The sequence below is a fragment of the Micromonospora sp. DT53 genome (assembly GCF_049841535.1).
Classification (GTDB): Bacteria; Actinomycetota; Actinomycetes; order Mycobacteriales; family Micromonosporaceae; genus Micromonospora.
Genome location: NZ_JBNCKM010000005.1, coordinates 172,740 through 198,315 on the forward strand (window position 1 = coordinate 172,740; position 25,576 = coordinate 198,315).

The 25,576-nt window shown below is 72.6% G+C and carries 19 protein-coding genes; 11 read left to right on the top strand and 8 right to left on the bottom strand.

All coding sequences use genetic code 11. The features are described from left to right. Genes ACLQ3B_RS17745 through ACLQ3B_RS17760 form a run of 4 tightly spaced genes read left to right on the top strand, consistent with a single transcriptional unit; the run spans window position 1 to window position 3,255 of the window. The gene (locus ACLQ3B_RS17745) at window positions 1–645 is read left to right on the top strand and encodes an amino acid ABC transporter permease (protein ID WP_357710966.1); all 645 of its coding nucleotides are present in this window, start codon (window positions 1–3) and stop codon (window positions 643–645) included. After that, entirely contained in the window at window positions 642–1,511 is an 870-nt protein-coding gene (locus tag ACLQ3B_RS17750; protein ID WP_425781840.1) for an amino acid ABC transporter permease, read from the top strand. The genes ACLQ3B_RS17745 and ACLQ3B_RS17750 overlap by 4 nt, the downstream gene beginning before the upstream one ends. Beyond that, a complete protein-coding gene (locus tag ACLQ3B_RS17755; RefSeq protein ID WP_425781841.1) occupies window positions 1,508–2,515 on the top strand; it encodes an asparaginase in 1,008 nt (335 codons plus the stop codon). The genes ACLQ3B_RS17750 and ACLQ3B_RS17755 overlap by 4 nt, the downstream gene beginning before the upstream one ends. Beyond that, the gene (locus ACLQ3B_RS17760; protein WP_425781842.1) at window positions 2,512–3,255 is read left to right on the top strand and encodes a copper homeostasis protein CutC; all 744 of its coding nucleotides are present in this window, start codon (window positions 2,512–2,514) and stop codon (window positions 3,253–3,255) included. The genes ACLQ3B_RS17755 and ACLQ3B_RS17760 overlap by 4 nt, the downstream gene beginning before the upstream one ends. A gap of 179 nt (window positions 3,256–3,434) precedes the next feature. On the opposite strand, the gene ACLQ3B_RS17765 is transcribed toward ACLQ3B_RS17760, so the two are convergent. Beyond that, the gene (locus ACLQ3B_RS17765; RefSeq protein ID WP_425781843.1) at window positions 3,435–5,885 is read right to left on the bottom strand and encodes a glycoside hydrolase family 2 protein; all 2,451 of its coding nucleotides are present in this window, start codon (window positions 5,883–5,885) and stop codon (window positions 3,435–3,437) included. A gap of 114 nt (window positions 5,886–5,999) precedes the next feature. Between ACLQ3B_RS17765 and ACLQ3B_RS17770 the strand changes: the two genes are divergently transcribed. Next, window positions 6,000–7,019, top strand: coding sequence for a LacI family DNA-binding transcriptional regulator (locus ACLQ3B_RS17770; RefSeq protein WP_425782137.1), 1,020 nt, complete (start codon window positions 6,000–6,002; stop codon window positions 7,017–7,019). 6 nt (window positions 7,020–7,025) lie between these two features. Here ACLQ3B_RS17770 and ACLQ3B_RS17775 read toward each other — a convergent pair whose 3' ends face one another. Continuing rightward, a complete protein-coding gene (locus ACLQ3B_RS17775; protein WP_425781844.1) occupies window positions 7,026–9,434 on the bottom strand; it encodes an EAL domain-containing protein in 2,409 nt (802 codons plus the stop codon). A 217-nt stretch (window positions 9,435–9,651) separates the two neighbouring features. On the opposite strand from ACLQ3B_RS17775, the gene ACLQ3B_RS17780 reads away from it, so the two are divergent. Next, entirely contained in the window at window positions 9,652–10,044 is a 393-nt protein-coding gene (locus ACLQ3B_RS17780) for a PH domain-containing protein (protein WP_425781845.1), read from the top strand. On the opposite strand, the gene ACLQ3B_RS17785 is transcribed toward ACLQ3B_RS17780, so the two are convergent. After that, window positions 10,038–10,964, bottom strand: coding sequence for a 2-hydroxyacid dehydrogenase (locus ACLQ3B_RS17785; RefSeq protein WP_425781846.1), 927 nt, complete (start codon window positions 10,962–10,964; stop codon window positions 10,038–10,040). The genes ACLQ3B_RS17780 and ACLQ3B_RS17785 overlap by 7 nt on opposite strands. 186 nt (window positions 10,965–11,150) lie before the next feature. On the opposite strand from ACLQ3B_RS17785, the gene ACLQ3B_RS17790 reads away from it, so the two are divergent. The 3 genes from ACLQ3B_RS17790 (at window position 11,151) to ACLQ3B_RS17800 (ending at window position 15,904) form a co-directional block, all read left to right on the top strand. Beyond that, on the top strand, window positions 11,151–12,968 hold the full coding sequence (locus ACLQ3B_RS17790; RefSeq protein ID WP_425781847.1) for a SpoIIE family protein phosphatase: 1,818 nt from the start codon (window positions 11,151–11,153) through the stop codon (window positions 12,966–12,968). A 92-nt stretch (window positions 12,969–13,060) separates the two neighbouring features. Beyond that, a complete protein-coding gene (locus ACLQ3B_RS17795) occupies window positions 13,061–14,233 on the top strand; it encodes a PQQ-dependent sugar dehydrogenase (RefSeq protein ID WP_425781848.1) in 1,173 nt (390 codons plus the stop codon). Between the two features lie 60 nt (window positions 14,234–14,293). Beyond that, window positions 14,294–15,904, top strand: a complete 1,611-nt coding sequence (locus ACLQ3B_RS17800) for a metallophosphoesterase (RefSeq protein WP_425781849.1) — start codon at window positions 14,294–14,296, stop codon at window positions 15,902–15,904. A 174-nt stretch (window positions 15,905–16,078) separates the two neighbouring features. Here the strand turns inward: ACLQ3B_RS17800 and gatB are convergent, their stop codons facing one another. After that, window positions 16,079–17,578, bottom strand: coding sequence for an Asp-tRNA(Asn)/Glu-tRNA(Gln) amidotransferase subunit GatB (gatB, locus tag ACLQ3B_RS17805; protein ID WP_396715300.1), 1,500 nt, complete (start codon window positions 17,576–17,578; stop codon window positions 16,079–16,081). A gap of 121 nt (window positions 17,579–17,699) precedes the next feature. Between gatB and ACLQ3B_RS17810 the strand changes: the two genes are divergently transcribed. After that, window positions 17,700–17,945 (top strand): hypothetical protein, encoded by a 246-nt coding sequence (locus ACLQ3B_RS17810; RefSeq protein ID WP_425781850.1) that lies wholly within the window; start codon window positions 17,700–17,702, stop codon window positions 17,943–17,945. A 32-nt stretch (window positions 17,946–17,977) separates the two neighbouring features. Further along, window positions 17,978–18,496 (top strand): hypothetical protein, encoded by a 519-nt coding sequence (locus ACLQ3B_RS17815; protein ID WP_425781851.1) that lies wholly within the window; start codon window positions 17,978–17,980, stop codon window positions 18,494–18,496. 76 nt (window positions 18,497–18,572) lie between these two features. Here ACLQ3B_RS17815 and gatA read toward each other — a convergent pair whose 3' ends face one another. The 4 genes from gatA to ligA all read right to left on the bottom strand — a co-directional run bounded on the left by gatA (window position 18,573) and on the right by ligA (window position 25,448). Further along, window positions 18,573–20,048, bottom strand: coding sequence for an Asp-tRNA(Asn)/Glu-tRNA(Gln) amidotransferase subunit GatA (gene gatA / locus ACLQ3B_RS17820; RefSeq protein ID WP_425781852.1), 1,476 nt, complete (start codon window positions 20,046–20,048; stop codon window positions 18,573–18,575). A 2-nt stretch (window positions 20,049–20,050) separates the two neighbouring features. Then, window positions 20,051–20,356, bottom strand: coding sequence for an Asp-tRNA(Asn)/Glu-tRNA(Gln) amidotransferase subunit GatC (gene gatC, locus ACLQ3B_RS17825; protein WP_091393256.1), 306 nt, complete (start codon window positions 20,354–20,356; stop codon window positions 20,051–20,053). Between the two features lie 157 nt (window positions 20,357–20,513). Next, entirely contained in the window at window positions 20,514–23,156 is a 2,643-nt protein-coding gene (locus tag ACLQ3B_RS17830; RefSeq protein WP_425781853.1) for a putative bifunctional diguanylate cyclase/phosphodiesterase, read from the bottom strand. Window positions 23,157–23,312: 156 nt separating this feature from the next. Then, window positions 23,313–25,448 carry an NAD-dependent DNA ligase LigA gene (ligA, locus tag ACLQ3B_RS17835; RefSeq protein ID WP_425781854.1) on the bottom strand — a complete coding sequence of 712 codons (2,136 nt, stop codon included), beginning with the start codon at window positions 25,446–25,448 and terminating at the stop codon, window positions 23,313–23,315. Window positions 25,449–25,576 lie beyond the last annotated feature (128 nt).

Genomic DNA, 25,576 nt, shown 5'->3' on the forward strand with positions numbered 1-25,576 from the left:
ATGGAAGCCCTCACCGCCCACCTGAGCGAGCTTGGCCACGGCCTGGTCACGACTGTCGAACTGACAGTCGTGACCACCGTCGGCGCGATGCTGCTGGGCATCGTCGTGGCCACCCTGCGCATCGCCCCCGTCCCGCTGCTGCGCGCCATCGGGACCGCGTACGTCGAGGTGTTCCAGAACCTTCCGCTGCTGGCGCTCCTGGTGCTCTTCGTGTTCGCGCTGCCGACCATCGGCATCACGTTCCCGCTGTTCACCTCCGCCGCGATCGTCATCGCGGTGTACGAGGGGGCGTACCTGGCCGAGGCGATCCGCGCCGGGATCAACACGGTAGGTGTGGGCCAGGCCGAGGCGGCCCGGGCCATCGGGCTGACCTTCGGCCAGTCCCTGCGGCACGTGATCCTGCCGCAGGGACTGCGGGCGGTGATCCAGCCGATCGGCAACATCTGCATCGCGCTGCTGATGAACACCTCACTGGCCGCCGCCGTCGGCGTTGTCGAGCTGACCCAGGCGGCCAACAACGTGAACCTGGTCGAGGCCCAACCGATCGCCGTCTTCACCGGCGCGGGCCTCGCCTACATGCTGCTGGCGCTGATCATCGGTCAGGTCACCGGCCTGCTCGAACGAAGGCTGGCGATCGTCCGATGAACAAGACGCAACAGATCCTCTTCGACGAGCCCGGCCCCCGCGCCCAACGGCGGATCCGGATCGCCACCGTGCTGGGCGCCGTTCTCCTGGCCGGCGCCCTGGCCGCGGCCGTCTACCAGTTCGCCAGCCACGGCGAGTTGGCCGCCGCCCGGTGGGAACCGTTCACCACCTGGCCGATCTGGCGCTACCTGCTCAACGGCCTGTGGGCCACGCTGCGCGCCGCCGCCGCGACCGCCGTGCTCAGCGCCGCGCTCGGGCTGCTCCTGGCTCTGGGCCGGCTGTCGACGCATCGACCGCTGCGCTGGCTGGCCGGCGCGTACGTGGAGATCTTCCGGACCGTACCCACCCTGCTGCTGATCTACGTGACGCTGTTCGCCCTGCCGCAGTACGGGCTGAACTTCCCGCTGTTCTGGAAGCTCGTGGTGCCGCTTGTGGTTTCCAACTCGGCGGCGTTCGCGGAGATCTTCCGGTCCGGCATCCTGGCGCTGGACCGTGGGCAGACCGAGGCGGGCCTCGCGATCGGGCTGCGCCGCGGGCAGGTGATGGCGCTGGTGGTCCTGCCGCAGGCGCTGCTCCAACTCGCCCCGTCCCTGGTCAGCCAACTGGTCGGGCTGCTCAAGGACACCTCGCTCGGCTTCGTGGTCAGCTACACCGAGCTGCTCTACAGCGGGCAGGTGCTCGCCTCGTACACCCACCTGCTGATCCAGACGTTCCTGGTGGTGGCGCTGATCTACCTGGTGGTCAACGCCTCGCTGTCGAAGTTCGCCCGCGTACTCCAGGCCCGCAACGGACGCTTCGGCGGCCGGCGCGGACGGCGGACCGCCGAACTGCCCCCGCCGCTCCTCGAAGGGAACAACCCCCGGTGACCATCTTCCGCTACGCCGAACTGGCCCGGGTCGTGCGCAACGGCTTCGTCGAGAGCCGGCACTACGGCAGCGTCGTGGTGCTGGCCCCGGACGGAACTGTCGCCCTCGCCGCCGGCGTACCCGACGAGCCGGTGCTCCCCCGCTCCACCCTCAAGCCGGTGCAGGCACTGGCCTGCCGCACCGCGGCGGGCGACGAGCTGACCGGTCCGGCGCTGGCTCTCGCCGCCGGCAGCCACACCGGCGACGACCGGCACGTCGAGGTCGTTCGGGCGATGCTGGCCGGGGCCGGCCTGACCGAGGACGCGCTCGGCTGCCCGGTGGACTGGCCGGAGGACGAAACGACCCGCGACCGGCTGATCCGCGCCGGCGGACAGCGCGACCGGATCCGGATGAACTGCTCCGGCAAGCACGCCGCGATGCTCGTCGCGTGCGTCGCCAGGTCCTGGAGCACCCACGACTATCTCGACCCGGACCACCCGCTGCAGCGGGAAACCGCCGCCGCCGTCGCCCGGCTGGCCGGCACGCCGGTCGCGCACCACGCGGTCGACGGCTGCGGCGCACCGCTGTTCGGTCTGCCGCTGACCGGCCTGGCCCGCACGTTCCAGGCGTTGGTCACCGCGCCCGCCGGCAGTGACGAGGCGCTTGTCGCGCAGGCCATGCGTCAACACCCGGAGTACGTCGGCGGGTGGCACGGGCACCCGAACACCGACCTGATGCGGGCGCTACCCGGCGTCCTCGCCAAGGGCGGTGCCGAGGGCGTGCTCGCGGTCGCCGCACCGGACGGTCACGCGGTGGCGGTGAAGGCGATCGACGGTTCACCCCGCGCCACCACCGCCATCGCTCTCGCCGCCCTCGACGCCGTCGGCGTACCGGTCGACGCGGCCGACGCGCTGCGCCAGGTGCCGGTGCTCGGCGGCGGCGTACCCGTCGGCGCCGTCACGGCCGTCATCGACTGGACCACAGCATCGCCTCGCACGTCTCGCACGGAAAAGGAAGAATCATGAACACATTCGAGATCTGCATCGACAGCGTCGAAGGGGCGGTCGCCGCCGAGGAGGCCGGCGCCGACCGGGTGGAGCTGTGCTCGGCGCTCTTCGACGGCGGCCTGACCCCCAGCCTGGGCACCATCGAAACGACCCTGGGCGCGGTCAGCCGGATCCGGGTACACGTGATCGTCCGTCCCCGGGCCGGCGACTTCATCTACTCACCGTTCGAGATCGAGGCCATGGAACGGGACGTTCGGGCGGCGGTGGCGGCCGGCGCGCACGGCATCGTGATCGGCGCGCTGACCGCCGAGGGTGACGTCGACGTGCCGACCACCCGCCGGCTCATCGCCGCAGCGGGCGACGCCAGCATCACCTTCCACCGGGCGTTCGACATGACCCGCGACCCGCACGCGGCATTGGAGCAGCTGATCGAGCTGGGCGTGCAGCGGGTGCTCACCTCGGGTCAGGAGGTCAGCGTGCTGGAGGGTGCTCCGCTCATCGCCGACCTGGTGCGCCGGGCCGCCGGCCGGATCATCATCATGCCGGGCGGTGGCATCACCCCGCGCAACATCGCCCGGATCGTCGAGGCGACCGGTGCCGACGAGTACCACTTCGCGGCCCTGGTCAGCTCGGACAGCCCGGCCGTGCACCGCAACCCGGCGCCGCTCATGGGCGGCAGCCTGAACCGACCCGAGTACGAGCGCTCGGGCACCTCGGGCGCCCTGGTCGGCCAGGTGCTCGCCGCCGCCCACGCCTGACCGTCACGCCTGTGCAGCCGGCGACAGAAGCCCTGAGGTCGGCAGCCCAGCCTGAGGAGTAGCTCGGGCAGCGCGCCGCTCGGATGGCATTGAGCGTGATGCCCGACAGTCATCAAGATGACTGTCGGGCATCACGCTCTCGACCGCGTCAGCGGTCGGACGCGGCGGCCGGCAGCGGCCTAGCTTCGCTGAATGTCGTTGACGCAGCGCAGCACCGGCCGAGCGGTCAGCCCAGCGGTGTCCAGCGGAACAAAAGCCCGCACCGTGAACGTTTTCGACTCGCCGGGCAGCAGGGTGACCAGGGCAGTGTCCACAGTGGCGGAGGCGTCGAGGCGGTCCGGGAAGAGAGTCAGGTCGCGCAGCACCGTTCGGGCCGTGACGCGGACCCGCTGCCCGCCGTCGAACGGCTCGACCGTCGCGTCCCAGGCCGCCGCCGGCCAGTCCACGTCCCGGTCCTCGGCGAAGAACCACAGGGCACGCTCGGCGGTGCCCCCGGCCTCCGCGACCAGCAACTCGCGGCGCTCCTCGTCCGGCCGGGCCAGGTCCGCCGGCAGCGCCAGCGTCACCGAGGAGTACGCCGGGACGTCGAGGTCGACCGAGGTCTTCGCCCTCGGCTCCCCGGTGAGCGTGAGTCGGGTGACCGCGGCCGGCGCGGCCCACACCTCAGCCGTCTCGTTGACAGCGACCAGGGCCAGGCCGCCGTTGCGGGGTTGCACGGTGAGGAGCCGGTCGGCGTACGCGTGGCGCAGCGCGTACCACAGGGGTTTGCGACGGCCGTCGCCGTCGATGGCCGACCAGGAGGTCACCGGCCAGCAGTCGTTGAGCTGCCAGACGATGGTGCCCGAGCAGACGCCCCGGTGGGAGCGGAAGTGTTCCACCCCGAGCTGGATCGCGCGGGCCTGGTTGAGTTGCGTCAGGTAGTGCCAGTCGTCGAAGTCCGCCGGGACGGGCAGGTGCGCGTCGAGGCCGCGCTGGAGTTTGGCGTCGCCGCCGGCGGCCTTCTGGTGGTGCGCCATGCCCGGTGAGTCGTGCGCGAGGGGTTCGTCGCGCAACGCGCGGCGCAACGTGGCGTACGTCGGTGGGGCCTGGTAGCCGAACTCGGCGACGAAGCGCGGGACGTACTCCCGGTATTTGGTGTAGTCGTCGGTGTTCCACACGTCCCAGATGTGGGTGGTGCCGTGCGCCGGGTCGTTGGGGTGGATCGCCTCGTTGCCCGACCAGGGGCTGCCCGGCCAGTACGGGCGGGTCGGGTCCAACTCGCCGACGATCCGGGGCAGCACGTCGAGGTAGTAGCCGCGCCCCCAGGTGCGCCCGGCGAGGGCCTGCTGCCAGTCCCAGTCGTGCCAGCCCCAGATGTTCTCGTTGTTGCCGGTCCAGAGCACCAGAGACGGGTACGGCGCGAGCCGGGTCACCTGCTCGGCGGCCTCGGCGGCCACCTCGGTGCCGAACGGCTCCTCCTCCGGGTACGCGGCGCAGGCGAAGAGGAAGTCCTGCTGGACCAGGAGCCCGCGCTCGTCGGCGAGGTCGTAGAAGTCCGCCGACTCGTACCGGCCGCCGCCCCAGACCCGCAGCAGGTTGACGTTTGCGGCGATCGCCTGGTCGAACCGCTCGGCCAGCCGGGCCCGGGTGATCCGGGTGGGGAACGCGTCGTCCGGGATCCAGTTGACGCCACGGACGAAGACCGGGACGTCGTTTACCGACAACGAGAACGGGGTGCCGTGCTCATCGGGTGTGGTGTCCAGTCGGACCGAGCGGAAGCCGATCCGGTGCGACCAGTTGTCGAGGGTGTCGCCGTCCGGCGCGTGCAGGGTCACCTCGATCGGGTGGCGCGTCTGGTCGCCGTACCCCCGGGGCCACCAGCGGGCGGGCTCGCGGACGGTGAGGGTCAGCACGGCCGCGCGCTGGCCGGCCGGGACGACCACCTCGGCGCGGACGCCGGCCACGGCGGCGCGGACGGTCAGCGGGACGTCCGCGACCCGCTCGACCTCGACGTGCACCTCGACCCGACCGTCGGATCCGTCCATGGTGACGAGTGGTCGGACGGTGGCCAGCCGGGCGGTCGACCAGGCGTGCAGGCCGATCTCCTGCCAGATGCCGGCGGTGACAAGTGTCGGCCCCCAGTCCCAGCCGAAGTTGCAGGCCATCTTGCGGATGAAGTGGAACGGCTCGGGGTAGGCGTTGGGCCGGTCCCCGAGCCGCTCCTGCTGCGCCTCGGCGTAGCGGTACGCGGAGTCGAACGTGACGACCAGGTCGTTGTTCCCGTCCCGCAGCAGCGGTCGGACGTCGAACCGGTAGCCGCGGTGCATGTTCGCGGTGCGGCCGACCTCGACGCCGTTGACTGTGAGCGTGGCGACGGTGTCCAGGCCGGCGCAGACCAGGTCGACGCGCTCGTCGTCGCCCGTCCGATGGACGAATGTGGTCTGGTAGACCCAGTCGGTGCGCCCGATCCAGGCCAGCGCCCGCTCGTTGTCGTCGAGGTAGGGATCGGGGATCAGCCCGGCGTCCAGCAGATCGGTGTGCACGCAGCCGGGCACGGTCGCCGGCACGGACCGGCCGGCGACCCCCTCGGGCACCTGTGCTCCGGGGGCCGCTCGCAGGGTCCAACCGTCGTAGAGTGCCTGTCGGCGCAAGACCTCACCGCACCTTTCCGTATCGAAAGACGCTTACTGAACCGGATAAGCTGAGCCACCGTACGGTTCGGAATTCCGGGCTGTCAACGGCCAGGGGAGCAAAGGAGTACGCCGCTGAAGCGGCCGACAATCGCCGACGTCGCCCAACGCGCCGGAGTGTCCAAGGGCGCCGTGTCCTACGCGTTGAACGGGCAGCCCGGCGTCTCCGAGGCCACCCGGCAGCGCATCCTGGCCATCGCCACCGAGATCGGGTTCAGCCGCAGCAGCGCCGCCCGCGCCCTCTCGGCCGCCACCGCCGGGGCGATCGGCCTGGCCCTGTGCCGACCGGCCCGGACCCTCGGCGTCGAGCCGTTCTTCATGGCGCTGATCAGTGGTGTCGAGGCCGAACTCTCCGCCCGCTCCTACGCGTTGACCCTCCAGGTGGTGGCCGACCACGACGCCGAGATCGCCGTCTACCGGCGCTGGTGGGGGGAACGACGGGTGGACGGGGTGCTCGTCTGCGACCTGCGCACCGACGACAGTCGCATCCCCGCACTCGAGCAGCTGCAACTGCCGGCGGTGGTGATCGGCGGCCCCGGCGGCACCGGTGAGCTGGCGAGTCTCTGGTCCGACGACGCCGCCGCGCTGACCGAGACGGTGGAGTACCTGGTCGCGCTCGGGCACCGACGGATCGCCCGGGTCGCCGGCCTGCCCGATCTGCGGCACACCGAGATCCGCACCGACGCCTTCGCGGCCGTCCGCCAGCGGCTCGGCCTGGTCGACGCGGTAACCGTCTGGTCCGACTACACGGGCGAGGAGGGCGGCCGGGCCACCCGCCGGTTGCTCAGCTCGGCCGACCGGCCCACCGCTGTCATCTACGACAACGACGTGATGGCCATCGCCGGGCTCTCCGTCGCCCAGGAGATGGGTCTGACCGTGCCCGGCGATCTGTCCATCGTGGCCTGGGACGACTCACCGCTGTGCCGCCTGGTGCACCCGCCGCTGACCGCGCTGGGCCGGGACATCCCGGCGTACGGCGCGCACGCCGCCCGGCAACTGCTCGCCGTCGTCGCCGGGCAGCCGGCCGGCCGGGTGCAGGATGAGACGCCCCACCTCACACCGCGCGGCAGCACGGCACCGCCCCGCACCAGATGAACCGGTTCAGCGCGACGCTGAGGGAAACTCCTCGAAGTACGCCTCGACCCGCTCGGCCGTCGCCGGGCGGGCCAGCGCGAAGCCCTGCCCGTACCGGCAACCACCCCGGCGCGCCACCTCGACCTGGGTCGACGACTCCAACTCCTCGGCGACGAGCTCGACGCCCAGCCGCTCGCCCACGTTGACCACCACGTCGATAAGCGGTGGCTGCCCGTCCGGCCGTGCGCCCACCAACTCCGGGCCCACCTTGAGCAGGTCGATCGGCAGTCGGCGCAGCTGGGCCAGTGAGGCGTGCTCGGCCCGGAAGTCGTCAAGCGCGGTGCGTACGCCCAGCGACCGGAGCCCCGCCAACCGAGCCACCACTGTCGGCAGGTCACCGGCGACCCTCGGCTCGCTCACCTCCACCACCAGTCGCTCCGGCGGCACCCCGTACGCGGCCAGCACGGCTGCGAGCCGCTGGACGAAGTCGGGGGTGGTCAGCTCCCGGGTCGTGACGTTGACCGCCATCCACAGCTCCCGGACGCCCACCGACCAGTTGGACAACTGCCGGCAGGCCCGGTCCAGCACCCACCACTCCAACTCGCCGACCAGGTCCAGGTCCTCGGCGACCGGCAGCAGCTCGGCCGGGAGCACCGTGCCGAGCACCGGGCTGCGCCACCGCAGCAGTGCCTCCGCGCCCACCGGTTGCCCGTCGGCCAGATCGACCACCGGCTGGTACACGAGATCCAGCTCGCCGCGCGCCACCGCACCGGGTAGTTCGCGCTCCAGGTCGAGCCGGCGCACCAGCTGTTCCTCCAGGAAGGCGTCGTACCACTCCACCCGGTCCCGGCCCAACTGCACGGCCCGTCGCCGGGCCAGCTCGGCCTGCCGGAGCACGTCCGCCGGCCCGGCGCCGCTCACCTCGGCCAAGCCGATGCTCGTCTGCACGCGCAGCATCGCGCCGGTCAGCCGGTACGGCGGGCTGAGCGCGCTCAACAGCCGGGTGCCCAGCGCGTACGCCAGCACCGGGCCGACGGCGGTGACCACCGCGAAGCCGGTACCCGTGCACCCGGTGACCAGATCGTCGGCGGCGATGACCGCGCGAACCCGGTGCACCGCCTCGGCCAACACGTCCTCCCGGGCCGTCGGGCCGATCCCCTCGGTGCCGTGCAGGTCCACCAGCAGCAGCGCGCCGGCCGGCACCGGGACGTCGCCGATCGCGGCCAGGGCGTCCAGCAGGGCGGCCCGGTCGCCGGGGGTGCCGCTCGTCGCCGGGGGCCGCCGGTCGAGCCCCGACCACGCGGATCCGTGATCAGGCGACCAGGTCGAGCCGGCGGCGATCGCGGTGGCCGCGCCCACCGGGGCACCGGGGCCTCGCTCGGGCGGCGGTCCCGGTGTGGCCGGCCAGCGCGCCGGGGTCGCACGGCGGTGTCGCAGCGACCGGCCGGTCGGTCGACGATGAGCGGCCCGCCGACCGGACGTGGGCGCGTCACCCGCGCGCAGCAGCTCACGCAGCACCAGGGGCGGCACCGCCGCCAGGGCCAACAGCACGCTCGTCCGGTCCGGTGCGCGGCCGGCGCCCAGGTGCAGACCCGACGCCAGCAGCAGCACCGCCGCGGGAAGCACCGTCCGGGGCCAGGCCGCGGCGACCGGCTCCGCCGGCTCCGCCGGCTCTGCCGGCCGGGCAGGCTCCGCCGGCTCTGCGTCGTTGACCGCATCCGCCGCGCCGACCGCGACGAGCAACATCCCGAACACCAACGGGGGTACGGCCAGCAGGGCCACCCGGCCGGCCGGTGCGGACGGCAACGTGGCCAGCAGCACCAGCCCGCCCAGGGTGAGCAGGACCCCGCCCCGGCAGACCGCCGCGCCAGAGCGCCGCCGCGGCCCCGCGAACGCGTTCAGCGCGGCCATGCCCAACCCGCCGAGCGTCAACGCGGCGCCCAGCCGAACCGGGACCCGCAGGCCGTCGGTGGGCAGCAGCAGCCAGCCGGCGAGGGCCAGACCGACGGCCGGGCCTGTCGACTCGACCAGCCGGCGCAGCCGGACCGACGCCGCCGGCCGGGAGTGGCCGGGGAGCCGGTGCAGACCGGCCGTCGAGAGGGCCGCCACGACGAGCGTCCCGATCAGCATGGCGAGTGTGTGCCAGATGTCGGTAAGGGGCAGCACGACGGCGGTGAGACCGGCCGCCACCACCGCCGCGTCCAGCAGCACGCCCGCCGCACGCGGTGTCGGGTCGGTGTCGCGGCGGCTGGCCAGCAGGGAGAGTCGCAGCCCGGCGAGCGTGGCGCCGGCGCCGGCGGCCAGCGCGATCACCACCGACGTCGGGACCAGGTCGGCGGCACCGGCGAGGAGGAGCAGCGCCACCGCCATGGACGTGGCGGCCTCCGGTGCCGCACGGCGGGGGACGAGGACGCGGAACGGGTACGCGAGGAGCACGGCGGTCGCCTTCGTGAGGGGGCACGGGGGCGGTGCGGCGGTGCGGGACACCGGACGTTGCGAGTCCGCTACCCACGATTGGCAACGATGGACGGCCGAATTGGTTACTTGCCGGTCACTCAGGGGAGACAACGACAGAGGTCACTGTACGGCGTGCCGCACGCTGCTGGCACCGCCCGCCGCGAGCCGAAACGACCGGGAGTGGGATCATCGGAGGGTGAGTAAGCCCGCCACGGTCCGCTTCCGGTACAACCAAGCCATCCTGGTGGCCGCGATCATCGCCTTCTTCGGCGCCCTGCCGCTGGCCAACGCCCGGACCTACCTGCTGCCGGTGCTGCTCGTCCCGCTCGCCGTCGCGGTGTGGGCCTGGCGGGCCGGCACCGACGCCGACGCGCGGGAGCTGCGCGTACGGGCGTTGGCCGGGCAGCGTCGGATCGACTGGGACCAGGTGCTCGAGCTGACCACCGACCAGCGCGGACGCGCGGTCGCCCGGCTCGACGACGGCCGCCAGGTCACGCTGCCGGCCGTCCGTGGGGCGGATCTGCCACGGCTGGTCGCGGCAACCGGCCAGGCACTGCCGGGCGCTCCGGCGGACGCGCCCGGTCAGTAGCCGTCGACCACCGTGTTGATCAGCGGTTGCCCGGCGGCGAAGCGGCGTACCTGATCGCCCACCAGCCGGTAGGCCCGTGGCAACAACCCGCGCACCGACCCGCCCACGTGCGGCGTGAGCAGCACGTTCGGCATGACCCAGAGCGGGGAGTCGGCGGGCAGCGGCTCCGGGTCGGTGACGTCCAACGCCGCCGAGATCCGACCGGTGCCCAGCTCGGCGACGAGCGCCTCGGTGTGCGCCACCGGGCCCCGGGCGGCGTTGACCAGCAGCGCCCCGTCCGGCATCGCGGCCAGGAACGCCTTGTCGATCAGGCCACGGGTCTGGTCGGTGAGCGGCACCACCACCACCACGACGTCCGCGTCGGGCAGCAGCCGAGGCAGGGCCTCCACGGCGTGCACCCCCTGCTCCGGGCGGGCCGTCCTGGCGACCAGGGTGAAGCTCACGTCGAAGGGGGCGAGCCGGTCACGCACCGCGGCGCCGATCGAGCCTGCACCGACGATGAGCACCCGCTTTCCGGTCAGCTCGTCGGTCGGGGTGTTCTCCGCGTACGTCCAGCGCCGCTCGGCCTGCGCGCGGACGAACGCCGGGAACGCCCGCAGCTGGGTGAGGATCGCGGTGACGATCCACTCGGCGGTGGAGGGGTCGTGCACGCCCCGGGCGTCGCAGAGCGTGACAGCCGGCGGTGTCCGGCCGGCCCACGCCTCGGCACCGGCGGAGAGCAACTGCACCACCGCCAGGTCGGGCAGCTCACCCAGCACCGCCGTCGCGTCCGAGCCACCCAGGAACGGCGGCACCCAGAAGCGGACGTCGGCCGCCTCGGACGGCATCCGGTCGGTGTGCTCGAAGACCTCCACGGTCACGTCCGCGGGCAACTCGCCCAGCAGGTCGAGGCCGGCCTGGTGCGGAATCCATACCTTCACGTCCACCGACGATAGTCCCCGACGCCGAGGCCGGCGGAGGCACGGCGGCGAACCGGCGTCCCGGGGGATGGCGCGCGGGGGCGAGGCGGGCGAGACTCAGCACACCGATGTTCGACGCCGACCTGGACGAGGTATAACGAAGGGTCGGAGGGCCGGTCGGCCTCCGCCCCGGCAGACAGGTGCTCGATGACCGACGGCTCCCCCGGCACCGCCCGGCGTTCGATCGCGCCACCTTCGGTGCTCGGCGACCCAGCGAGGTTGCGCGCGCTAGCCGACACCGGGCTGGACGCCGCCCCGGACGAGGCGTTCGACAGGTTCGCACGGCTGGTCAGCGACCTGCTGGACGTGCCCGTCGCGCTGGTCTCCCTGGTCTCCGCCGACCGGCAGTTCTTCCCGGGCGCGGTCGGTCTGCCGGAGCCCTGGTCGGAGCGCCGCCAGACCCCGTTGAGCCACTCGTTCTGCCAGCACGTGGTGGACATCGAGGCGCCGATGGTGCTGCCGGACGCCCGGCTCTACCCCCGCGTCCGGGACAACCTGGCCATCGACGACCTCGGCGTGGTCGCGTACGCCGGGATGCCGCTGACCGACCTGTCCGGACGGGTGCTCGGCTCGCTCTGCGCCATCGACAACAAGCCCCGCGCCTGGACGGCCGCGCAGCTGCGGACCCTGGCCGACCTGGCCGCCGCCTGCTCGTCGGAGCTGCGACTGCGGATCGCGCTCGACGGCGCGCAGGAGGCACGGCGGCGGGTCGTGCAGGCGCACGAGCGGCTGGAGCTGCTGGCCGGGGTGAGCGAGACCCTGGCCGGCACCCTGGACGTGGGCACCGCGCTGCGCCGACTCGCCGCCACCATGGTGCCGCTGCTCGCCGACTGGTGCCTGCTCACCCTGATCGGGCCGACCGGCCTGCCCCGCGAGGTCGTCTCGGTGCACCGGGACCCGGCCCGCGCGGCGGACGTCGACCGTTTCGGCGAGCTGCTGCGCACCGGGCTGAGCCCCGAGTCGAGCATCCGGGCGGTGCTCCGGACCGGCCAGCCCCGGCTCGGCAGCATGGCGTCGCTGGCCGACGTGACGCGGGGCACCACCCACCCGGAGATGGCCTCCATCGCCGGTCGGCTGGGGATCGCCTCGTACCTGAGCGTGCCGGTGCGGGGCGTCGGTGGCACGGTGCTGGGGGCGATCACCCTCGTCAACGGCGGCCAACGGCAGCAGTTCGACGACCGGGACCTGCTCACCGCTGTCGACATCGGCCGGCGGGCCGGCCAGGCCGTCGGCAACAGCTCGATGTACGGCGAGCAGCGGCACGTCGCCGAGGTCCTGCAACACAGCATGCTGCCCCAGCTGCCGGTGGTGGCGGAGTTGGAGCTGGCGGCCCGCTACCAGCCGGCGGCCGACCGGGTGGAGGTGGGCGGCGACTGGTACGACGCCTTCGTGCAGCCCGACGGCGACGTGATCGTGGCGATCGGGGACGTGGCCGGGCACGACATCGAGGCGGCGGCGACCATGGGCCAGCTGCGCAACCTGGTGCGGGGCAACGCCTTCGGCCGGCCGGACGCGGTCGGGTCACTGATGAGCAACCTGGATGGCGCCATCCGTGGCCTGCGGCTGCCGATCGCTGCCACCGCGACGCTTGTGCGGATCTGCCCGCAGCGCGCCGGTCTGCACGAGGTGACCTGGTCCAACGCCGGGCACCCGCCGGCCCTGGTGGTCCGCGTGGGCGGGGCGGTCGAGGTCCTGGAAGCGACGCCGGAGCCACTGCTCGGCCTGGCCCGCCCGTCGCCGCGAAGCAGCCAGTCGACAAGCCTGTCCACCGGTGACACCCTGCTGCTCTACACCGACGGGCTGATCGAACGGCGGGACCGCTCGATCGACGAGGGGTTGGCCGAGCTGGCGGGCCGGCTGACCGGCACCGACACGCTGCCCCTCGACGACCTGTGCGACCTGCTGCTCGCCTCGATCGAGCACCGCGAGGACGACACCGCGCTGCTGGCCGTACGGGCACGGTGAGCGGTCCACCGGGGACCACCGAGCGGGTCCGTCGGCGCCCGTTGCATCTCGACGGACACGGCCGGGCCGCGCGGCGGGCTACCCTGGGCCGGGTGAGCGCCCGTCCCCCGTACCCTCGCATCCACCGCCTCCGGGTGGCCCTCGCGGCGTCCTGCGCGGCGCTGCTGTTCGTCGCCGGTTGCAGCTTCGGCGAGCCGGAGCCCGACCCGGCCGGCGAACCGCCAAACCTGCCCACCCCGTCCGCGTCGGCGAGCCCCGGCGGCGCCGGCCAGCAGGCGGTGGCGACAGTGCTCGCCAAGCGTCTGCGGGTGCCCTGGGCCATCGCCTTCCTGCCGGACGGCGGCGCGCTGGTCACCGAACGGGACAACGGCCGGATCCTCCAGGTCGGGCCCCAGTCGGGGCCGGACGGGCTGACTGTCCGCCCGCTCCAGACCATCCCCGACGTGGCGGCGGCGGGCGAGGGTGGCCTGCTCGGCATCGCCGCCTCCCCCGACTACGCCCGGGACCAGACGGTGTTCGTCTACTACACCACCGAACGGGACAACCGGGTCGCCCGGCTGCGACTCGGCGGGCAGCCCACCCCGATCCTCACCGGCATCCCCAAGGCCAATGTGCACAACGGTGGTGGGCTGGGCTTCGGCCCGGACAAGCAGCTCTACGTCAGCACGGGTGACGCCGGTCAGCGCCCCCTCTCGCAGGACGTGAAGAGCCTCGGCGGCAAGATCCTCCGGATCACCCCGGACGGCAAGCCCGCCGCCGGCAATCCGTACCCCAACTCCCCGGTGTGGTCGATGGGCCACCGCAACGTTCAGGGCTTCGCCTGGGACGCCGCGAAGCGGATGTACGCCGTCGAGTTCGGCCAGAACACCTGGGACGAGATCAACCAGATCACCAAGGGCGGCAACTACGGCTGGCCGGAGGTCGAGGGTAAGGCCGGCGACAATCGGTTCACCGACCCGATCGCGCAGTGGGCGACGTCGGACGCGTCCTGCTCCGGTCTGGCCGCCACGGACCGGCTGCTGGTCACCGGCTGCCTGCGCGGCAAGCGCCTCTGGGTGATGGAGCTGACCGACACCGGCACGCTGCTCGGTCAGCCCAGTGAGCTGCTCACCAACCGCTACGGCCGGCTGCGTGCGGTCGCTGCGGCACCGGACGGGTCGCTCTGGGTGAGCACCTCCAACCACGACGGGCGCGGCGACCCGGCGGGCGACGACGACCGGCTCCTGCGGGTGGTCTTCGCCGGCGGCGACGGCGGACGCAGCTGATTTCGTCACCATCCGTTCAGGTTTACCAAGATCTTCCGACGGGCAGGTCAGACTCTCAGCATGGACGGCCAACGCGACGAGCGGCACGACGACGCCGATGACCGGGGTGACCCGGTGACCGGCGACGATCGGCCACGCCCGACGGGTTGGCGGGTCGGCGCCGCCGGCCCGCTGCGCCGCCTCGGGCTGATCGTCGCCGTCCTCGCCGTGGCCCTGGCCGGGGCGGTGCTGGGGGTGCTGGCGGGCGGTCAGGTGAGCACCGACATCGGCCCGTTCCGGGCCAACCTCAGCATCTCCCCCGCCCGGGACGGCGGCACCACCGTCGACATCCCGCCGCTCGGCGCGCTGCTGCTCGACAGCCACGACGGGCCGACCCACCTCACCGTCCGGCTGGGCGCCCTCGACCAGGGGCGCACCGAGGCGCTGATCGACGACCCGGCCAGCATCAGCCGGGCCAGCCAGAGCGCCGTGGAGGACGTCCGCTCCGGGGTGATGCGCCTCGGCCTGCGTACCCTCGGCGCGTCGGTTCTTGTCACGTTGGTCCTGGCCGGGCTGATCTTCCGCGACGTCCGGCGTACCGCCTGGGCGGGTGGGCTGGCGCTGCTGGTCACCGCCGGCAGCCTCGGCACGGCGGCGGCGACCCTGCGTCCGCAGGCCATCGAGGAGCCCCGCTACGAGGGGCTGCTGGTCAACGCGCCGGCCATCGTCGGTGACGCCCGCCGGATCGCCAACGACTACACCAAGTACGCGGAGCAGTTGCAGCGCCTGGTCGGCAACGTCAGCCAGCTCTACACCACCGTCTCGGCGCTGCCACTGCTGGAGCCGACCCCGGGCACCACGCGGGTGCTGCACGTCTCCGACATGCACCTCAACCCGACCGGCTGGCAGCTGATCCGGACGGTCGTGGAGCAGTTCGGCATCGACGTGGTGATCGACACCGGGGACATCACCGACTGGGGCAGCGAGCCGGAGGCCTCCTTCGTCGCCTCGATCGGCCTGTTGAAGAAGCCGTACGTCTTCATCCGGGGCAACCACGACTCCGGCAAGACCGCCGCAGCGGTGGCCCGCCAGCCGAACGCGATCGTGTTGAGCAACTCGACCACGACCGTCGGCGGGCTGACCATCGCCGGGATCGGCGACCCGCGCTTCACCCCGGACAAGAACACCTCCCCCGCCGGCAGCGGGTTGACCCAGCAGGTGGCCGACCAGGTGACCGGGGTCGGCAACCAGCTCGCCGCGACGATCCGCAGCTCACCGCGACCGGTAAACATCGCCCTCGTGCACGACCCGGCGTCGGCCGGGCCGCTCGCCGGCACCTGCCCGCTGGTGCTGGCCGGGCATACCCACTCCCGGCAGGTCTCCAAGCTGCCGGAGACACCCGGGCAGCAACCCACCACGCTGATGGTGGAGGGCTCCACCGGCGGTGCCGGGCTGCGTGGCCTGGAGGGCGAGAAGCCCACCCCACTGTCGATGAGCGTGCTCTACTTCGACCAGCAGAAGCTGCTCCAGGCGTACGACACCATCACCGTCGGCGGCACCGGGCAGGCCCAGGTCAACCTGGAACGACGCCTGGTGGAGAACCCGACCGCCGGCGTTCCCGCCACACCCACGCCCACGCCCACGCCGACCGACGGTGTCCCCGGCACACCCACACCCACGCCGACCGGCTGAGCCGACACCGGCGGGCGCGGACGGTCAGCGGAGGGCGATGGCGGCCAGGGCGGCGGTGACGATGCTGCCGGGCAGCAACACGGTCAGCACCGGCACCCGATCGGCGAACGCGGACCGCAGGGGGTGGCGGCAGGCCGCCGCCGGGTCACGGCGGCGGCGTGCTCCGGGTGGGTGTCAGCCCTGGACGCCGAGGCGCTCCAGGATCAGCTCACGCAGGGTCTTCGCGTCGGCCTGGCCCCGGGTGGTCTTCATGACCGCGCCGACCAGCGCGCCGACCGCCGCGACCTTGCCACTGCGGATCTTGTCGGCGATGCCGGGGTTCGCGGCGATCGCCTCGTCCACGGCGGCGGTGAGCGCGCCGGTGTCCGACACGACCTCCAGGCCCCGACTGGTCATGATCTCGGTGGGCGAGCCCTCACCGTCGACCACGCCCTCCAACACCGTGCGGGCCATCTTGTCGTTGAGCTTGCCGGCGTCGACCAACCCCTGCAGCTCGGCGACCTGGGCGGGGGTGGCACCGATCTCGGCCAGCTCCACGCCGCTCTCGTTGGCCCGGCGGGACAACTCACCCAGCCACCACTTGCGGGCCGCGGCCGGGGTGGTGCCGGCGGCCACGGTGGCCTCGATCAGCTCGACCGCGCCCGCGTTCAGCACCGACTGCATGTCCAGGTCGGAGAGGCCCCACTGCTCCTGGAGCCGACGCCGGTGCACCCGGGGCAGCTCCGGCAGGGCGGCCTTCAGCTCGGCGACCCACGCCGGGTCCGGGGCGATCGGCACCAGGTCCGGCTCGGGGAAGTACCGGTAGTCGGTGGCCGTCTCCTTCGAGCGACCCGGGGTGGTGTCGCCGGTGTCCTCGTGGAAGTGGCGGGTCTCCTGGGTGATCCGGCCGCCCGCGTCGAGCACCGACGCCTGCCGCAGCATCTCCGAGCGGACCGCGCGCTCCACCGACCGCAGCGAGTTGACGTTCTTGGTCTCGGTACGGGTGCCCCACTCCTCGCCCGGCAGGTTGAGCGAGGTGTTCACGTCACAGCGCAGCGAACCCTCCTCCATCCGCACGTCCGAGACGCCGAGGGTGCGGATCACGTCGCGCAGCTCGGCGACGTACGCCTTGGCCACGTCGGGGGCGAGCGCACCGGTGCCCGTGATCGGCTTGGTGACGATCTCGACAAGCGGAATGCCGGCCCGGTTGTAGTCGACGAGCGACTCCGTCGCGCCGTGGATGCGGCCGGTGGCGCCACCGACGTGCAGCGTCTTGCCGGTGTCCTCCTCGAGGTGCACCCGCTCGATCTCGATCCGCACGGTCTCGCCGCCCACCTCGACGTCCAGGTAACCGTCGACGCAGATCGGCTCGTCGTACTGGCTGATCTGGAAGTTCTTCGGCATGTCCGGGTAGAAGTAGTTCTTCCGGGCGAACCGGCACCACTCGGCGATCGAGCAGTTCAATGCCAGGCCGATCCGGATGATCGCCTCGATGGCCGCCTTGTTGGCCACCGGCAGCGAACCGGGCAGACCCAGGCACACCGGGCAGACCCGGGTGTTCGGCTCGCCGCCGAAATCGGTCGGGCAACCGCAGAACATCTTGGTGTTCGTGCCCAGCTCGACGTGGGTCTCCAGGCCGATCACCGGTTCGAAGCGCGCAACGACCTCGTCGTACGCGGGCAGTGTCGTGGTCATGAGACGCTCCAGGCGCGATCCGGGACAGAACCTGTCCAGCCTAATGGGGTTGTCCGATCAATCCTCGGCCGGGTTTCGTCAGGCGCGCGTGGCGTCGTTGGCGGCGGGGTACGAAGCGACAATGACGAATACGGGGAGAGAGCCAGGAGTGCAGGTCCGGCCGGTGCTCGTCGGAGTGGTCGCGGTGTGGGCGGTGGCCGTCGTGGTGACCCTGATCAGCTGGTTCGCCTCCGGGGAGGATCGCCAGCCGGACACGGCCGCCGAGCTGGTGATCGGCATGGTGTTGCCCGGGGTGGTGGCGGTGGCGATCGCGTACGCCCTGGCGCATTTGGTGAACCGGCGGCGCCGGAATCAGGGGCGGCCGTGACCACCGAGGAACGTGGCGCAGCCGATGGGCAGGTGACGCAGAGGCGGGACCCCAGCACGTACGTTGTCGCCGCGTTGGTAGTGGTCCTCTTCGCCGCGCTGGGCACCGCCGCATTTGTCGGCCGCGGCACCGTGAAGTCCGATGACCTGCTCGTGACGTTCGCGTGGATGCTGGTCCCGCCGCTGGTCGGCGCGGTCGTCGCCCTCGCCTTCGGCCGTCGGCTGATCAGGCGGATGCCGCAGACGGCCGGCACCGCTCCGGCGACGAAGCGGCGGGTCGAGCGGGCGCTACGCGACGGGTCCACCGACGACCCGCAACTCGACGCGCTCGCCCGTAAGGAGGCCCAACTCCGCATCAGTCAACGCTGGCTGCTGTGGCTGTTCGCCGCAGGCGTCCTCACCCAACTGCTGACCCTGGTGAGCGCGGTCCGCCCGTCCACCCGCTTGCTGGCCGTCCTGCTGATCCTGCTCTGGGGAGGTGCCGCCTGGTTCCGCTGGCGTGGTCTGCGGGAGGCCCGCCGCTACCTCGCCGAGCCGCCGAGCCGGCCCTGATCGACACCCCACCTGCCCGGACGCGCGATCGGCGCCGAGGGACAGATCCCTCGGCGCCGATGCGATGACTTCCGTTCTAGAGCGTCGGCGGGGTGAACGTGCCGACGGCGGACTCCAACGCGGCGGCGACCCGGTACATCCGGTCGTCGGCCATCGTCGGGGCCATCACCTGCAGACCGACCGGCAGCCCCTCGGAGAGCCCACAGGGCACCGAGATGCCCGGCCCGCCGTACAGGTTGGTCGGAATCGTGTACAGGTCGGCCAGGTACATCTGGTACGGGTCGGCGGTCCGCGCGCCCATCGGGAACGCCACCGACGGAGTGGTCGGCGAGATCAGCGCGTCGACCCGCTCGAACGCGGCGGTGAAGTCCCGGGTGATGAGCGTCCGGACCTTCTGCGCCTGCCCGTAGTACGCGTCGTAGTAACCCGACGACAGCGCGTACGTGCCGATCATGATGCGGCGCTTGACCTCCGGGCCGAAGCCGGCCTCCCGGGTCAGCGACATGACCTCCTCCAGCGACCGGTTGCCGTCGTCGCCGACCCGCAGGCCGAACCGGACACCGTCGAACCGGGCCAGGTTGGAGGAGCACTCGCTCGGGGCGATCAGGTAGTAAGCCGGCAGGGCGTACGCGAACGTCGGGCAGGACACCTCGACGACCTCGGCGCCCATCTTGGTCAGCGCGTCCACCGACTCCCGGAAGGCGGCCATCACACCCGGCTCGGCGCCCTCGCCGACGAACTCGCTCACGATGCCGAGCCGCACACCGGTCAGGTCACCTGTCGCGCCGAGCTTCGCCGCGGCCACCACGTCCGGCACCGGCAGCGGGATCGAGGTGGAGTCACGCGGGTCGTGCCCGCCGATCACCTGGTGCAGCAGGGCCGCGTCGAGCACCGTACGGGCACACGGGCCGGGGGTGTCGAGCGACGAGGAGAAGGCCACCAGCCCGTACCGGGAGGTGCCACCGTAGGTGGGCTTGGCGCCCACGGTGCCGGTGACCGCGCCGGGCTGACGGATCGAGCCGCCGGTGTCCGAGCCGATCGCCAGCGGCGCCTCGTACGCGGCCAGCGCGGCGGCGCTGCCACCACCCGAGCCACCGGGGATCCGGCTCAGGTCCCACGGGTTGTGCGTCGGGCCGTACGCCGAGTATTCGGTGGAGGAGCCCATCGCGAACTCGTCCATGTTGGTCTTGCCGAGCATCACCGTGCCGGCGTCCCGCAGCCGCTGCACGATCGTCGCGTCGTACGGCGGGCGCCAGCCCTCCAGGATCTTCGACCCCACGGTGGTGGGCACGCCCCGGGTGGCGAGCACGTCCTTGACCGCGACCGGCACACCCGCGAGCGGGCCCAGCTCCTCGCCGGCAGCCCGGCGCGCGTCCACGGCGCGGGCCGCGGCCAGCGCGCCGTCGGTGTCGACGTGCAGGAAGGCGTGCACGCGGTCGTCGACCGCGGCGATCCGGTCCAGGTGCGCCTGGGTCACCTCGACGGCGGAGGTCTCGCCCCCGGCGACCAGGGCCGCGATCTCCGTCGCGGTCATGCTGATGAGATCGCTCATGCTCATGAGGCCACATCCTCGGTCAGGATCCGCGGTACGCGGAAGCGCTGGTCCTCGGCGTCGGGCGCGCCCGACAGCGCTTCCTCCGGGGTCAGGCACGGCGTGACGACGTCCTCGCGGAAGATGTTGGTCAGCGGCACCGAGTGCGAGGTCGGCGGGATGTCCGCGGCAGCGACCTCGCCGACCTGGGCGACCGCCTGGAGGATCACGTCGAGCTGGCCGGCGAACGTGTCCAACTCCTCCTCGGTGACGGCGAGCCGCGACAGGCGCGCCAGGTGCGCGACCTCCTCGCGGGAGATGGCGGCCATCCGTGCCCCCTTCTGAATTCTTGCTGGTCGGGCGGTGTGCCGGCCGCGCGACGGGTGGAGCGTGACACGCGGTGACCGGAGCGAGTCTATTGTTCCGCTCCGGTGCCGCGTCCCCGACTCCCCCTCTGCCGGCCGTCGTGCCGTGTCGGCGGGCGGGTCAGCGGATGGGACGGCGAGCGACATCCGGCTGCGGGTGCCCGCCGGTCGGGCGGACCGGCCGGTACCGGGCCAGCCAGGTGACCAACTCCTCGGCCGGCATCGGCCGGGCGTAGAACCAGCCCTGAGCGGCGTCACAGCCGGCGGCGTGCAGCATCCGCCAGGTCCGCTCGTCCTCGACCCCCTCGGCGACCACCCGCAGCCCCAGAGCGCCGGCCAGCTCGATCATCGACCGGACGATCGCCGCGTCGTCGGCGTCGTCGGCCATGCCGAGAACGAACGACCGGTCCACCTTCACCTCGGACAACGGCAGGCGGCGCAGGTGCTGCAGGGAGGAGTAACCGGTGCCGAAGTCGTCCAGGGCGATGGCCACCCCGATCCGGTGCAGCCGGGAGATGGTGGCCAGCACCCGGCGCGGGTCGGCCATCAACGCACCCTCGGTGATCTCGACCTGCAGTCGCTCGGCCGGCACCCCGTAGCGGGCCAGCCGGTCGGCGATCTGATCGGCGATCTCACCGGTGTGCAGGTCGCGCACGCTCACGTTCAGCGCCGCGCGGAGGCTGATCCCGGCCGCCGACCACTTGGCGAGTTGCTCCACCACATCGTCGACGACACGACGGGTGAGCAGGCGCATCACGGCGCTCTGCTCGGCGACCCGGATGAGTTCCTCCGGGTCGACCATGCCCCGCCGGGGGTGCCGCCACCGCAGCAGGGCCTCGACGCCGACCACCTCGCCGGTCGCGATGGCGATCTGCGGCTGGTAGTACATGGTGATTTCCCCGGCGTCGTCGGCCGGCTCATCGTCCGCGTGCGCCCACCCGGTCGCTTCGGGTGGCTGCCCAGGCGTACCCGGCCCGACGTCCCGCCGCGCCCCGGTGCGACCCTTACCCACCGCGCTCCCGTTCGGGGACCGCCGGCCGTTCCCGCCCCCGGCGCGCCGATCCCGGGCCGAGCCGGAACGGGTGCCGGCGAGCGTGGCACGGGCGTTGCGGCCCCGGATCGGGTCGGCTCCGGTGGCGATCCGGTTGATCAGCTCATCGGAGTGCACCAGCTCGGCGTCGGTGCGCCGACGGCGTGCCCACCACCGAGCAGCTCCCGGCGGCGCCGTGGCGACCGCCGGCGCCGGGTCCGCCGCTGGCGCGGGCTGGCCCGGCGCTGGGCTGGGCAGCGCCGCCCCGTCACCGCCGCGCACCTCCGCAGCCACGGCGAGGGGTACGTCGGCCGTCCGCTCGGCGTCGCTCGGCACGCCGTGCCGGCCGTTTCCGTCCGCCCGCGCAGCCGCCTCCTCGCCCTGGCCCTGACCTGCCGGCTCGGCGTTGAACGGGCCCTCGGTCGAGGGGCTGGCCTCCAGTACGCGGCGCAGGTCGGCGAGGAGGCCGAGTCGCTCGGCGGAGTTGTGGTCGGACTCCGGCGCGTACACGGCCACCGTGTCGTTGCGGTGCTTGGCGTCGTACATCGCCACGTCGGCGTGGCGCATCAGGGTGGCGAAGTCCTCGCCGTGCTCGGGGAAGAGGGCGATCCCGATCGACCCGCCCACGTCCAACGGCAGCCCGTCGAGCGGCACCGGCTCGGCCAGCGCCTGGACCACCTGGTCGGCCAACTCCCGCGCCTGACCGACGTCGGTCAGCCCGGTCATCACGATCGCGAACTCGTCACCGCCGAGCCGGGCGATCATCTGTGGTCGGGGCTGCACGTCGGTGAGCCGAGCGCTGACCTCGACCAGCAGCCGGTCGCCCACGGCGTGCCCGAGGGCGTCGTTGACGTTCTTGAAGCGGTCCAGGTCGATCAGCAGCAGCGCCAGCTGCCCGTCGGGTTCGCCGCGGGCGGTCCGCTCGGCATGCACGTGCAACTGCTCCGCCACCTCGGCCAACAGGGCCTTGCGGTTGGGCAGCCCGGTCAGCGGGTCGGCGGCGGCGAGGTGCTGCTGCTCGTTCGTCAACCGCGCCATCCGGTAGACCGCGAAGAGCGGCACCAGCACCAGCGGGATCAGCGCGGCGCTGACCCGCGCCGCGGCGACCAGCACCGGAGCGAGCAGCAGCAGTGAGCCGGTGGAGAGCAACTCGAAGCCGAGGCCCTGACGGACGGTGGGCCACCAGCGATCCCCGAAACGCAGCCGCACCGCCCAGCTGACCAACCCGTAGTTGACGGCGAACCAGGCCAGCGCCGCGCCACCGATGGCGGCCACGTCGGTCCAGTGCAACCGCCCGCCGGAGAAGATCGTGCCGGACCCGAGCTGGATCACCCCGTACGCGGCGGCGAGGGCACACGCGTACTGGCCGACGTTGAACGCCGTGCGCCACGCGGCGTGCCCCATCCGCCAACCCGAGACGACCACCCCCAGCGCCTGCACCACCACCGCCGGGCCGAGACCCCAGCCGAGCAGGATCGCGAAGGTGAAGCAGGTGGACGGGAACACCGCCGACGTCTGCCGACGCCCCGGCGGAACGAACGGGCGCGCGTCGCAGACCACGGCGAGCGCGGCCATCGTCCAGAACGCCACAGGCAGCCCGGGCAGTTCGTCGGGGAGCCTCGCGAGTGGAACGGCGGCGGTCAGCGCGGCGACCGCCAGGATGCCGGCGACGAAGGCGGCGAACGGCGCGACCCGTCCCGCGGGCAGCGAGTTGCGTGGGTCGGCGACCTCCACCACACCTCCCGACCGACCAACGGCGTGCCGGTGCGCCCGCCGTGACCCAATGAAACGCCCTCGGCCCCCAGTTTCCCGGTATGACAGTCACGAATCGGTAGTAGTCGTAATTAAGTTGGTATACGCGGTCAGTCGCCGTGCCGGCCGCCGGCGGGGTCAGCCGCCGAGCTGGGCGACCTCCCGGGCGGCGTCCGGGCCGGCTTCCAGCAGCAGCCGGAACCCGTCCTCGTCGAGCACCGGCACCTTGAGACTGGTGGCCTTGTCGGCCTTGGACCCGGGGTTGTCCCCCACCACCACGAAGCTCGTCTTCTTGGAGACCGACCCGCTGACCTTGCCGCCCCGGCTCTGCACGGCCTCGGCGGCCTGGTCGCGCGAGAACCCGGCGAGTGTGCCGGTCACCACCACCGTCAACCCCTCCAACGGGCGCGGCCCCTCGTCGACCGCCTCCTCGGCCATCCGTACGCCGGCCTCGGCCCACTTGCGGACGACCTCGCGGTGCCAGTCCACAGCGAACCACTCGCGGATGCTGGCGGCGATGGTCGGCCCGACACCGTCGACCGAGGACAGCTCCTCCTCGGTGGCGGCGTCGATGGCGTCCATCGAGCGGAAGTGCCGGGCGAGCGCCTGGGCGGCGGTCGGGCCGACGTGCCGGATGGAGAGCGCCACCAGCACCCGCCACAGGTCCCGTTCCCGGGCGACCGCGAGATTGTCCAACAACTTGGTGGCGTTGCTGCCCAGGCTGCCATCCTTGTTGACGAAGAACGGCGAACGGGACAACTGCTCGGCGTCGAGCTGGAAGAGGTTGCCCTCGTCGCTGATGATCTCCGCGTCGAGCAGGGCGGCGGCACCCTTGTAGCCGAGCACCTCGATGTCGAACCCGCCCCGGCCGGCGAGGTGGAACACCCGCTCCCGCAACTGGGCCGGACAGCTGCGGGTGTTGGGGCAACGGATGTCCACGTCGCCCTCCTTCGACGGGGCGAGCGGGGTGCCGCAGGCGGGGCAGCTGGTCGGCATGACGAACGGCCGGGCATCGGCGGGCCGCAGGTCGACCACCGGGCCGAGCACCTCGGGAATCACGTCGCCGGCCTTGCGCAGCACCACCGTGTCGCCGATCAGCACGCCCTTGCGCTCCACCTCGCGGGCGTTGTGCAGGGTGGCGAGCGCGACGGTGGAGCCGGCCACGCGCACCGGTTCGAGCACGGCGAACGGAGTGACCCGGCCGGTGCGCCCCACGTTGACGTCGATGTCGAGCAGCTTGGTGGTGACCTCCTCCGGCGGGTACTTGAAGGCGATCGCCCAGCGCGGGGCACGACTTGTCGACCCGAGCCGACCCTGGATGGAGACCGGATCGACCTTGACCACCACGCCGTCGATCTCGTGCTCGACGTCGTGCCGGTGCTCGGCGTAGTACGCGATGAACTCCGCCACGCCGGCCAGGTCCGGGACGACCCGCCACCGGTCGCTGGTCGGCAGCCCCCACGACTTCAGAGCCGCGTACGACTCGGACTGCGCCGTGGGCTGGAACCCACGACGGGCGCCGATGCCGTGCACCACCAGGCGCAGCGGCCGGGTGGCGGTGACACGTGGATCCTTCTGTCGCAGGCTGCCGGCGGCGGCGTTGCGAGGGTTGGCGAAGGGCGCCTTGCCCTGCTCCACCAGACCCGCGTTGAGATCGGCGAACGCGGCGATCGGGAAGTAGATCTCGCCCCGGACCTCCACCAGCTCGGGAACGTCCGGGAATTCGCCGGACGGGACGAGCTGGCCGGGCACGTCCCGGATGCTGCGCACGTTGGCGGTGACGTCCTCACCGGTGCGCCCGTCGCCCCGGGTGGCGGCCCGGACCAGCCGGCCGTTCTCGTAGGTCAGGTTGATCGCCAGCCCGTCGACCTTCAACTCGCACAGGTAGGGCACCGGGCCGCCCGCGTCGCGTTCGACCCGCTCGGCCCAGGCCGCCAACTCCTCGTCGGCGAAGGCGTTGTCGAGCGAGAGCATCCGTTCGGCGTGGGTGACAGCTGTGAAGTCGGTGGAGAACGTGCCGCCCACCCGTTGGGTCGGCGAGTCGGGCGTCCGCAGCGCCGGAAACTCCGCCTCCAACGCCTCCAGCTCGCGCAACTGCCTGTCGAAGTCGGCGTCGGGAATGGTCGGCGCGTCCAGGACGTAGTAACGGTATTGGTGCTCGGTCAACTCCTGGCTGAGCGCGGCATGCCGCTCCCGGGCCTGCGGCGTCGGCTCAGCCCCGGCCGCCGCCTCCTGCGCCGGGCTGACCTGCTGACCGATCTGCTCCTCGGACACACCGCCACCTTCGGACACGCCTGCGACCTCCCTGATCACGCTACTCCGGCACGGTATCGGGCCGGTGGGACAATCCGCCGCCCGCCCGCGCCCGGAGCGATCTCGCCCTCAGCGCGTTCGGTGCTGAC

Bases quoted from the DNA above. Each gene is read 5' to 3' on its own strand.
- ACLQ3B_RS17745 (WP_357710966.1), top strand. From the start codon at position 1: ATGGAAGCCCTCACCGCCCACCTGAGCGAGCTTGGCCACGGCCTGGTC.
- ACLQ3B_RS17750 (WP_425781840.1), top strand. From the start codon at position 642: ATGAACAAGACGCAACAGATCCTCTTCGACGAGCCCGGCCCCCGCGCC.
- ACLQ3B_RS17760 (WP_425781842.1), top strand. From the start codon at position 2,512: ATGAACACATTCGAGATCTGCATCGACAGCGTCGAAGGGGCGGTCGCC.
- ACLQ3B_RS17790 (WP_425781847.1), top strand. From the start codon at position 11,151: ATGACCGACGGCTCCCCCGGCACCGCCCGGCGTTCGATCGCGCCACCT.
- ACLQ3B_RS17800 (WP_425781849.1), top strand. From the start codon at position 14,294: ATGGACGGCCAACGCGACGAGCGGCACGACGACGCCGATGACCGGGGT.
- gatB (WP_396715300.1), bottom strand. From the start codon at position 17,578: ATGACCACGACACTGCCCGCGTACGACGAGGTCGTTGCGCGCTTCGAA.
- ACLQ3B_RS17810 (WP_425781850.1), top strand. From the start codon at position 17,700: ATGACGAATACGGGGAGAGAGCCAGGAGTGCAGGTCCGGCCGGTGCTC.
- gatA (WP_425781852.1), bottom strand. From the start codon at position 20,048: ATGAGCGATCTCATCAGCATGACCGCGACGGAGATCGCGGCCCTGGTC.
- gatC (WP_091393256.1), bottom strand. From the start codon at position 20,356: ATGGCCGCCATCTCCCGCGAGGAGGTCGCGCACCTGGCGCGCCTGTCG.